The organism is Pedobacter sp. ASV28 (assembly GCF_016428855.1).
Classification (GTDB): Bacteria; Bacteroidota; Bacteroidia; order Sphingobacteriales; family Sphingobacteriaceae; genus Pedobacter.
The window spans coordinates 48,064-57,741 of sequence record NZ_JAELTN010000034.1; the positions used below are offsets into that span (position 1 = coordinate 48,064).

Annotated in this window: 9 protein-coding genes; 4 read left to right on the forward strand and 5 right to left on the reverse strand. The window is 40.0% G+C overall.

Annotated elements, in window-relative coordinates; all coding sequences use genetic code 11:
- Positions 1-92 precede the first annotated feature (92 nt).
- Both JHD79_RS13520 and JHD79_RS13525 read right to left on the reverse strand, forming a co-directional pair.
- Positions 93-395, reverse strand: a complete 303-nt coding sequence (locus tag JHD79_RS13520; protein WP_199119829.1) for a hypothetical protein — start codon at positions 393-395, stop codon at positions 93-95.
- 4 nt (positions 396-399) lie between these two features.
- Entirely contained in the window at positions 400-1,113 is a 714-nt protein-coding gene (locus tag JHD79_RS13525; RefSeq protein ID WP_199119830.1) for a pirin family protein, read from the reverse strand.
- Between the two features lie 255 nt (positions 1,114-1,368).
- On the opposite strand from JHD79_RS13525, the gene JHD79_RS13530 reads away from it, so the two are divergent.
- The gene (locus tag JHD79_RS13530) at positions 1,369-2,511 is read left to right on the forward strand and encodes a putative sensor domain DACNV-containing protein (protein ID WP_199119831.1); all 1,143 of its coding nucleotides are present in this window, start codon (positions 1,369-1,371) and stop codon (positions 2,509-2,511) included.
- 4 nt (positions 2,512-2,515) lie between these two features.
- Here the strand turns inward: JHD79_RS13530 and JHD79_RS13535 are convergent, their stop codons facing one another.
- The 3 genes from JHD79_RS13535 to proB all read right to left on the reverse strand — a co-directional run bounded on the left by JHD79_RS13535 (position 2,516) and on the right by proB (position 5,384).
- Entirely contained in the window at positions 2,516-2,677 is a 162-nt protein-coding gene (locus JHD79_RS13535; RefSeq protein ID WP_199119832.1) for a hypothetical protein, read from the reverse strand.
- Positions 2,678-2,965: 288 nt separating this feature from the next.
- Positions 2,966-4,213, reverse strand: a complete 1,248-nt coding sequence (locus JHD79_RS13540; protein ID WP_199119833.1) for a glutamate-5-semialdehyde dehydrogenase — start codon at positions 4,211-4,213, stop codon at positions 2,966-2,968.
- Between the two features lie 91 nt (positions 4,214-4,304).
- Positions 4,305-5,384, reverse strand: coding sequence for a glutamate 5-kinase (proB, locus tag JHD79_RS13545; protein ID WP_199119834.1), 1,080 nt, complete (start codon positions 5,382-5,384; stop codon positions 4,305-4,307).
- 317 nt (positions 5,385-5,701) lie between these two features.
- Between proB and JHD79_RS13550 the strand changes: the two genes are divergently transcribed.
- From JHD79_RS13550 to JHD79_RS13560, 3 genes are all read left to right on the forward strand, one after another.
- Positions 5,702-6,055 (forward strand): PadR family transcriptional regulator, encoded by a 354-nt coding sequence (locus JHD79_RS13550; protein ID WP_199119835.1) that lies wholly within the window; start codon positions 5,702-5,704, stop codon positions 6,053-6,055.
- A gap of 13 nt (positions 6,056-6,068) precedes the next feature.
- Positions 6,069-7,688: a PspC domain-containing protein gene (locus tag JHD79_RS13555; protein ID WP_233164705.1), complete on the forward strand. Its 1,620-nt coding sequence runs from the start codon at positions 6,069-6,071 to the stop codon at positions 7,686-7,688.
- A 411-nt stretch (positions 7,689-8,099) separates the two neighbouring features.
- A complete protein-coding gene (locus tag JHD79_RS13560; RefSeq protein ID WP_199119836.1) occupies positions 8,100-9,581 on the forward strand; it encodes an outer membrane beta-barrel protein in 1,482 nt (493 codons plus the stop codon).
- Positions 9,582-9,678 lie beyond the last annotated feature (97 nt).

The following is a 9,678-nucleotide window of genomic DNA, read 5'->3' on the forward strand; positions in this document are numbered from 1 at the left end:
TGTAAAAAAATAACGTCTGCCTGGTGTTTTAAATTTCAATAGGAATTCTGATTTTGATCAGTTTTCTAACTATATATTCCAGTTAATTTGGCCTATTTGCCAATAGCCTGATAAATTTCGGCATATAACAGGCCGCTACCACCACCATAATGTTTTACCACAGGAGTATCCTGTTGCAGCTTTTCCAAATGTAGTTTTAATACTTCTTCCTGTCTATCGTCAATGCCTGCGCCGATTAGTATCAAATGATAGGCTTTTGCATAGCAATGCTCGAGCGCATCATTTAGGCTAAATGCCGTTGCGGCATGCCACTGATCTTTCTTGTCTATTAAGCGGGCAATGGTTTTAACGATAGGCTCATTGGTGCCTATAATTAAAATTTCAATTTTTTGCATGTGCTTAGAATTTCATGGGAACCTCCATCAGTAAAAATTCGGCATTTTCGGCGGCCTTCACTTCAAAACTATCGGTATCCCAAATACCAAGACCATCTCTTATAGCTAAAGGTTGACCATTTACTTCCAAACGACCACTTAGTACAAAAACATAAACGCCATTCTCTTTTTTGTTCAATGTATAAGTCCTGCTGGTCGACTTATCAAAGTTGGCTAAATTGAACCAGGCATCCTGATAGATCCATACACCCGCATCGTCTGCATTTGGCGATAGAATTTGTATAAACTCATTTCTGGTGTCTTTATCTATGTTTATCTGGTCGTATCGGGGTGCTACATTTCTTTGGTTGGGGAAAACCCATATCTGTAAAAATTTGGCCGGGTGGTTCGGATCTGAATTATATTCGGAATGATAAATTCCAGTTCCGGCGCTCATTACCTGTATTTCGCCAGCTTTAATGGTGGCTACATTTCCCATGCTGTCTTTGTGTTGCAATTCGCCTTCCAAAGGAATGGAAATGATCTCCATGTTGTCGTGTGGATGTTCCCCAAAGCCCATGCCGCCAGTTACGAAATCGTCGTTAAGTACTCTTAGTGCACCAAAATGGATGCGTTCGGGGTTGTAATATCCAGCAAAGCTGAAAGAATGGAAACTTTTTAACCAACCATGATCTGCCGCTCCACGGGTGTTGGCTGGATGTAATACTGTTTGTGCCATTTTTATTCTCCTTTTAATGACACAAATGTACAGCATAAGTAGCTGCTTGCTATTGATGTAGGATAAGAAAGAAAATCCCACAAAAAAATATTAAACAATTAAACAATTAAGTTCCTTAATCAATTGACAGTTTTATTTTAATAGTGAAACAATCCAACAATTAAACCATAGCGCATTAAACGATTTCCTGTCTTCTAAACGTCATTCGTAAATCTAAAGTCGTATTTTGCGTTACCAAATAGATAACTTAGTGGTATGATTAATAGGGCTACCTACCAAGCAGCGAAAATTGTGGCTTCTACCATAGAAGCACATTTTGCCAGTCACCTGGCTGAAGCCAATAAAAAAGGCGAAGTTGATTTGGCTCCCCAACCTCCTGCACGCGTAATAGAAGCAATTATAGACGCCGCTTTTTGGAGCAGTTTGCGCAAGGAAGAGGGCCATTCTCCTAAAATATCTATTGCCTTTTTACCACCAGAACAAGCTACTAAGCCTTTGTTGTTCAATCAGATGTTGCCCTTAAATCCCACTGTACTTACTAAATTGGCTCCGGGGGTAGAGAGAGGAGGGATACATATTGGGGTTTGGCATGATGGTTACAATCTGCATATTTGGGGGACTACCTTGAATATTCCGAACTATTGCTTTGTAGTTGATGTTTCAGAACCTGGTTTATTGGTTGTAAAACACCGTAGAATCTATGGTTTCGGTAAGTTCACCAACGTAGCTGTACTCAAAGGAGACCAGATTAAAATTGTAAATGAAAAGGGAGCAAGTCAGGGCGATTGTCCTAGTATATTGCTGTCGTTGTTAGACCTTACTGCACATTCTTATTGGAACGATTCGGCAAATATCCTGATACAACTTTCCGTGTCCATGAGGGCCCACGGTAGGGGCGGTGCGGTATTGGTGGTTCCTCAAGATTCGAAGGATTGGGAGACATCGGTAATACACCCCATTAATTATGCCTTAACACCGTCATTTAAGGGCTTGGCCGATCTGGTGAGAAAAGACCGTACAGAAGCTAGCGAAATTTTTTGGCAAACTGCCCTAAAAAGAGAAATAGATCATTTGGCTGGGCTTACCGCTGTAGATGGCGCTACAATCATTACCGATGAGTATGAGTTGTTGGCCTTTGGTGCTAAAACAGGAAGGGCCAATAGCAGTGAACACATACAACAAATTTTATTTTCTGAACCTATCAATGATGGAGAGGCAATTATTGTACACCCCGCAAAAATAGGAGGAACTAGGCATCTTTCTGCAGCACAGTTTGTTTTTGATCAACGCAATGCTTTGGCACTTGTTGCTTCCCAGGACGGCCATTTCACTATATTTAGCTGGTCTATATATTTGAATATGGTACAGGCACATCGTATTGATGCGCTCTTATTGTAATAAGTTAACTGGTTAACACGGCTCCAATTATGGTGATTACCAACATGGCCAGCATCACAATACGATCTGCTTTAACCCTTTCCTTATAAGTAGAAGCCTTGGCAACTTCATTGCTCTTGGTATTTGTATAGACAGATAAGTGCGGTTGTTGTAATCTCGCTAACATGGCTTACTCCTTTCTTAATTAATATTTTGAATGTAGCAAAATGTAAGCCAATGAACATGAGTATGTTAAAATGTGGAAAAGTTATGTTTTTTATTCTAATTTATTCCTGAAGGTTTTGTGGGGTAGGTAGAAATGTCTGTTTTTATGAACAATTGCCATTGTACAAAGGGTCAATTTTAGATCATTCAAATGCTTAGCTCATATCAAGCTTCAGATTAAATAGTCAAGATAGACTTTGGGTGGGCAGTCCCGCCCAAAATCATATGTTTTAAAAAACTTCAGTACTTTTTAAGCCCTTACTTGTCCATTACCGGTAACCAGCCATTTATAACTGGTTAATTCTTCTAATGCCATTGGGCCACGGGCATGTAGTTTTTGCGTGCTAATGCCAATTTCTGCACCTAGCCCAAACTGCGCCCCATCGGTAAAAGCGGTAGAGGCATTGGCATATACGGCAGCTGCATCTACCTGATTTAAGAACAGGGCAATATTCTCAGCATTTTCAGTAATGATGGCTTCGCTATGCTTAGAGCTATAAGAGGCAATGTGGTCAAGTGCTTCATTAATATCTTTAACCATTTTAACGGCCATTTTTAGGGAGAGAAATTCGGTGCCAAAATGTTCTGGCATGGCCTTGTGCAATAAATGAGCAGGGTAGGTGCTCTTTAATAGATGATAGCTATCTTCATCGGCATAAAGTTCTACTTCTTTTGCTGCCAAGGGGGATACCAAAAATGGTAAGTCTTTTAATCTGGCTTCATGCACCAATACACAGTCTAGTGCATTGCAAACGCTAACTCTTCTGGTTTTGGCATTGGCAATAATTATTTTTCCTTTTTCCAGATCTGCTGAAGCATCAAAAAAAGTGTGTACAATGCCTGCGCCAGTTTCTATAACAGGGATTTTACTATGATCGCGTACATAATTGATAAGTGATTGACTACCTCTTGGAATAAGTACGTCTACATATCCTGTAGCATTTAAAAGCGCTTCGGTAGCGGAACGGTCTGCTGGCAAGAGTGTAAGGGAATTTATATTGATCTGGTGTTTTTCTAATACATCGTGTATCACTTTACAGATTGCCAGATTGGAAAATGCTGCATCGCTACCTCCTTTTAATACAGCAACATTTCCGGTTTTAAAGCAGAGGGTAAAAACATCAACGGTGACATTGGGCCTGGCCTCATAAATCACACCAACTACCCCTAAAGGTACACGTACCTTTTTAATATTAAGGTTGTTGGGCAAAGTTTTTTCCTGAATGATATTGCCTAATGGATTAGCTAGATTGGCTACGTTTTTAACATCATTGGCTATATCTTGTATACGGTCTTTTGTTAATTTTAACCGATCATATTTTGGATCTGTAGCAGGCATGCGCTCCAAATCTTTCTGATTTTCAGCCAGAATGAAAGGGCTGTTTTCTATTAAGGCAATTGCTAAATTATTAAGGACTAAATTAATCGTTTCCTTGTTTAGGGAAATGATGTTTCTGGTCGCTTGCTTCGCTTGTTCGAAATATATAGTGTGGTTCATTTGTTTTACTGGTTAACTGTTTAAATCGGTTGATCGTTGTTTTAAAGCTCGGATTCAACTCCTCGGACCTTAGGTTTTTGGACTTTTTTAGCTAAATGGCAGCATAAAAATAGTCGTAGTGTACTAAGGGTTTCTCGTTCTTCTGTCCAATTCTTTCCCTGGCCTTGTCAGATCCATATTTGGCAATACCTAGCCCTATCAATTTTTCTTCTTCATCCAAAATTTTAATAATATCACCTTTTAGAAAATCGGCCTTAATGGCAATAATGCCAACTGGTAATAGGCTAGTGGCCTTACCGGAAGTGAGTACGGCTTTGGCGCCATTGTTTAACTGTACGGCACCGGTTGCCGCATTTTCTGCATGGGCAATCCACTTCTTTTTGCCCGATTTGATCTTGTCGGCTAAAAAATGCGTATGTACAACTTTATGTGCTAGTAGATCTGTTAGAATATGATCGGTTTTCCCATTGGTAATATGAACATTGATGCCCAATTTGGCTACTTTTTGCGCAATGGTAGATTTGGTGATCATACCGCCCCTGCCGAATTGAGACTTTCCTGTGCTGATGAATGAGCTCAGATCCGTTAACGTGCCCTTTACCTGTTCAATTACTTTTGAACCAGGTAATTTGGGATCGCCATCGTAAATGCCATTTACATTAGAAAGGATAAACAGGGCATCGGCATTGAGCATTGAAGCAATTAAGCCAGCAAGTTCGTCATTATCGGTGAACATTAGCTCTGTAACAGAAACAACATCGTTCTCGTTCACTACTGGTATTACGTTATTCTGTAATAGAATGTTCATACAGTTTTTCATGTTGAGGTAGTGTACACGATCTCTGAAATCCTCTTTGGTAACCAAAACTTGTGCGCATTTGATTTGATGCTGGCCAAAATAATCGGCATAAGTGTTGATCAGCTTTACTTGCCCAATAGCTGCCAATAGTTGACGGGTGGCTACAGCATCCTGTTTTTCAGATATCTTGATTAAACTGCGTCCAGCTGCAACGGCCCCAGAAGATACCAAAATGATTTCAATGCCCTTTTGTTTAAGGGTAGACAATTGTGATACCAAATGCATAATACGTGTTTCATCTGGTAATCCATCTGCCTGTGTAATTACATTAGAACCTATTTTAACGACGATTTTTTTATACTGTAAAGCCATTGTTTGATCTGAAACTGCTAATCTACCAAATAAGTCGTGTTTTTCATAAGAATTGCTTGTTTGCTATTTGATTTTTTGGAAGCTAAACGTTGTTAAACAAACCAGATTGAAGCTGAAATATGGCTAAAAGCGAAACTGATTTTGCCACGAAGAGCTATGTTGTTTTACAGAATCTAATAGAATTGCCCTCTTAAATTTCTATTTAAAAAAGTATATTAAAATTAAATATGTTGATTATCAGTTGTTTGTGTTTTATTTTGTTATTTTTATAGTACTATGTATTGCATAATACTATATGAAACATATATCTTTGTATTATGATAGCCGAAAATACGCAAACACAAATGCGCAAGGGCATACTGGAATACTGTGTGCTTCTAATCATCTCTAGGGGAGAGATTTATGCGTCAGATATCATTGCCGAGCTCAAACGAGCAAAGCTCTTGGTGGTAGAGGGTACCTTATATCCTTTGCTCACCAGGTTGAAGAATAATGGCTTGTTGAGTTACAATTGGGTGGAATCAACTTCGGGACCGCCACGTAAATATTATGTGCTTACTCCAGAGGGTAGGCAAATTCTAACGCAGCTGGATGGTACATGGCAAGAGCTAATGTACGCCATAACCACCTCCCAAAAAGGAGCAAACCAATCAACAGAAGAAGAAAAATAGAAATTAACCCACCATGAATAAGACAATAATCATAAATATAGGCAACTCCATCATTCATATTGAAGAAGAAGCATATGAAATATTGATGGCCTATTTGAACGAAATCAAATATCATTTTGCCAAAAATGCTGATGATTTTGAGATCGTTAAAGATATAGAGAACCGTATAGCAGAAATGTTTGCCGAAATCTTACAGAAGGGACAGAAACAGGTAATCGATGTGGCCGATGTAAAAGAGGTGATTGCCCAAATGGGAAGTGTGCAGGATTTCTTAAACGAAGAAGAGGAAACTGCACAGGCAGAAAACTTGAACATGCATTATACAGGCATTAAAAAGCTGTACCGAGATACCGATGAAGGCGTAGTTGCCGGAGTTTGTGCAGGCCTAGGCCATTACCTTAACGTAGAAGCCCGTTGGATTAGATTGGCTTTCTTCTTATTGGTATTCTTGGCGGGTACAGGTGTTTTAGCCTATCTTATTTTATGGATTGCTATGCCAAGAGCAGTTACCCGTTCAGAAAGAATGGAAATGAGAGGCGAGGCTACCAATCTGTATGGCTATAAAAGAAGTTTTGATGAGGAAGTTGCTGCCATTAAGGCGAATATGAAATCAGCCAATGAGCAAATACAGCCATTGGTTAGACGTTCAGGCAATTTTTTTAACGATGTGGTTAAAATGTTCGGGCGTTTAATAACCAGCTTGGTCAAGGTATTTGGTAAAACGATAGCCATCTGTTTTATTGTGTTAGGTTTCGGCATGATGATCACACTGATTGTGAGCTTGGGTATGCTTTTGGGCTTTTGGGATGAGAGCACTTATCAAACATTTCCATTGAATGTGATCAATATTCCCTTTAGAGACGGTTTGATCTTTAATGCTTTTCTTACCCTTTTTATCCCTGTTTTGGCCTTGGTATTATTTGCGCTGAGGGTCGTTTTCAATAGAATTGAAATCAGCAAGTACATTTGGTTCGCATTATTGATTTTATGGTTAATAGGGGCCTCTACCTCGGGCTATTACACCGCGAAAATATTGGGCGAATTTAAGGAAGAGGCAGAATTGGTGCAACATACCGAACTTAAGCAATATCCAATTTATGTAATTGATGTGGATAAGAGCATGGTGTTTAGTAAACAAGATAGTGCAACCTATCACCTGGAAGAAATGAATATAGGCAATCGTGTTATTGTTGATAATTACGATAGCGGGCCATTCAAAAACCCGAGAAGTGTAAGCTTGGAAATTGAGAAAAGTTTGAATGATAAGGCGTCTGCTATAAGTACTTTTGAATCGCAGGGCAGGGATTTCCAGACGGCGCTTAAAAATGTGCAGAATATAGAATATCGCTTTATACAGAAAGACTCGGCCCTTATCTTTAATCCTAACTTACGGTTCAAACAAAATATTGCCTGGCGTGGACAAAGAGTACATATCTTATTGAAATTGCCTGTGGGTACTCGATTACTGGTGAACCAAAACAGCCATAGATACCTTAGCTTTTATCAATTCTATTGGTGTAGAACAGATAGAAAATTCGAAAATGATCCTTATCGGGAATGGGTCATGACAGAAGAAGGATTAAAATGTAAATATGATATTGATCATCCCGAAGGTGGAGAAAATGGCCAATAATAAACTAGTGCCGCCTATTTATCAAGTGCCTTAAACTACCGACACTTTTTTAATAACTGATCTATTACCCTTGAAATAGCCCTCTTTGAAGAGGGAGGATAGGGTATTGCCCAAAAAATGCTAAGTGTACATTGGTAATAAGGGCATGCTGAACGAATAGAAGCATTGTTTTAAGTTAAGCATAATATAGGAGGAAATGCAATGGGAGCTATCGGATGATCGTTTAGGGTTCTTAAACCCATGAAACTTCGAAAGAATAAGTTTTGCGGACTACTGAAATATAAAAATAAACAGGCGAAAGCCATTGTGATTTTCCAAGATATGGAAGGGCATAGATAACATCATGATGGCTTCATCATCACTAAAAAATTATACAACATGAAAAAGATTTTACTTTTAATCACATGCCTGATGGCGTGGGGGGCTTGTTTTGCCCAGAAAAAAGCAAGCCTTAGTGGAAAAGTGCTTGCTGAAAACAACGAGCCATTGCCTTATAGCCTCTTAAGGCTTGTTAACCTGGCAGATACATTGAAGGAACTGCAGGCTACGACCAATTTTGATGGCCAATATGAATTTGCAAATACACCGCGGGGTAACTATAGGCTCGTTGTTAAAATGGTGGGCTATCACAACCACACCATCCAAAAACTGTTAGTGGAAGAGGTAGATCTTATTTTGGCCCCCATAAAAATGATGTCCAATACCAAGCAGCTTAAAGAAGTGAATGTCGTGGGACAAAAACCCTTTGTAGAACGTAGAGCAGACAAAACAGTGCTCAACGTAGAGCAGAATATTAGTGCTGCGGGCAATAGTGTTTTGGAACTCTTAGAAAAAGCTCCCGGTGTTACTGTAGATAGGCAAAACGAACAGATTAAGCTGAATAATAAAGCTGGAATTACCATTATGGTAGATGGCAAAACCAATTTTCTTTCTGGTGCAGATATCACAACGTTGCTTAGCAATATGACCAGCGATCAGGTAGCTACCATTGAGTTGATTACCAATCCTTCTTCCAAATACGATGCGGCTGGAAATGCGGGCATTATTAATATTAAGCTCAAAAGAAACAAAAACTTTGGGACTAATGGAAGCATAGCCGCCAATTCTGGTTGGGCTAGTGTTAAAAATGGCCCTACAGACCTGTATCGGCACAGCGCAAACCTTAATCTCAACCATAGGGTAGAACAATGGAATATATTTGGTAATGCTTCTTTCAATACCCGTTCTAATTTTAATCAGACCGTATTGAACCGTACCGTTAATACCGCAAATACCCAAACCTTTTTCGACCAAACTTTTAACCGTAGACAAAAAGGACCTGGTTATTCGGGAAAGATCGGTGCAGATTATTATGCCTCTAAAAAAACGGTGATAGGCGTGATGGTAGACCTAATGACGGTGAACAATAACCAGGTGGGATTTAGCGATACCTATATTAACGAATATCAGAACAGTACGCAAACACCAAGTTCTGTTAGCCAGAACAGTGGCAACAATGGCAAGTTCAATAACCTTACGGCCAACTTCAATGTAAAGCACGATTTGGTAAAGGAAGATGCCAGTCTTACTTTTGATCTGGATTATGCAGGCTATAACATGGATCGAAGCGAAAATTTCGATGCAAATTATTTCAATGCTGCCCAAACCCTTACCAATACCTCTAGTCTAAGGAATCTTACAGATGCCCACATAGAAGTGATGGCTGCAAAAACAGATTTTACCTGGCCATTTTCCAAAACCCTTAAATTCGAATCGGGCCTTAAAAGCAGCTTTGTTAAAACCAATAATGATTTTGTATCAGAACAGTTGAACAATGGTCAATGGACCGATGCCCTAGGTCGTTCCTGTCTCTTATACACATCTGACGCTGCCGACGATCGAGCCATAGTGTAGATGTGGGTGGGGGGGGGGGGATTGGGGGGGGGGGGGGGGGGGGGGGGGGGGGGGGGGGGGGGGGGGGGGGGGGGGGGGGGGGGGGGGGGGGGGGGGG

Bases quoted from the DNA above. Each gene is read 5' to 3' on its own strand.
- JHD79_RS13520 (WP_199119829.1), bottom strand. From the start codon at position 395: ATGCAAAAAATTGAAATTTTAATTATAGGCACCAATGAGCCTATCGTT.
- JHD79_RS13525 (WP_199119830.1), bottom strand. From the start codon at position 1,113: ATGGCACAAACAGTATTACATCCAGCCAACACCCGTGGAGCGGCAGAT.
- JHD79_RS13530 (WP_199119831.1), top strand. From the start codon at position 1,369: ATGATTAATAGGGCTACCTACCAAGCAGCGAAAATTGTGGCTTCTACC.
- JHD79_RS13535 (WP_199119832.1), bottom strand. From the start codon at position 2,677: ATGTTAGCGAGATTACAACAACCGCACTTATCTGTCTATACAAATACC.
- JHD79_RS13540 (WP_199119833.1), bottom strand. From the start codon at position 4,213: ATGAACCACACTATATATTTCGAACAAGCGAAGCAAGCGACCAGAAAC.
- proB (WP_199119834.1), bottom strand. From the start codon at position 5,384: ATGGCTTTACAGTATAAAAAAATCGTCGTTAAAATAGGTTCTAATGTA.
- JHD79_RS13550 (WP_199119835.1), top strand. From the start codon at position 5,702: ATGATAGCCGAAAATACGCAAACACAAATGCGCAAGGGCATACTGGAA.
- JHD79_RS13555 (WP_233164705.1), top strand. From the start codon at position 6,069: ATGAATAAGACAATAATCATAAATATAGGCAACTCCATCATTCATATT.
- JHD79_RS13560 (WP_199119836.1), top strand. From the start codon at position 8,100: ATGGCGTGGGGGGCTTGTTTTGCCCAGAAAAAAGCAAGCCTTAGTGGA.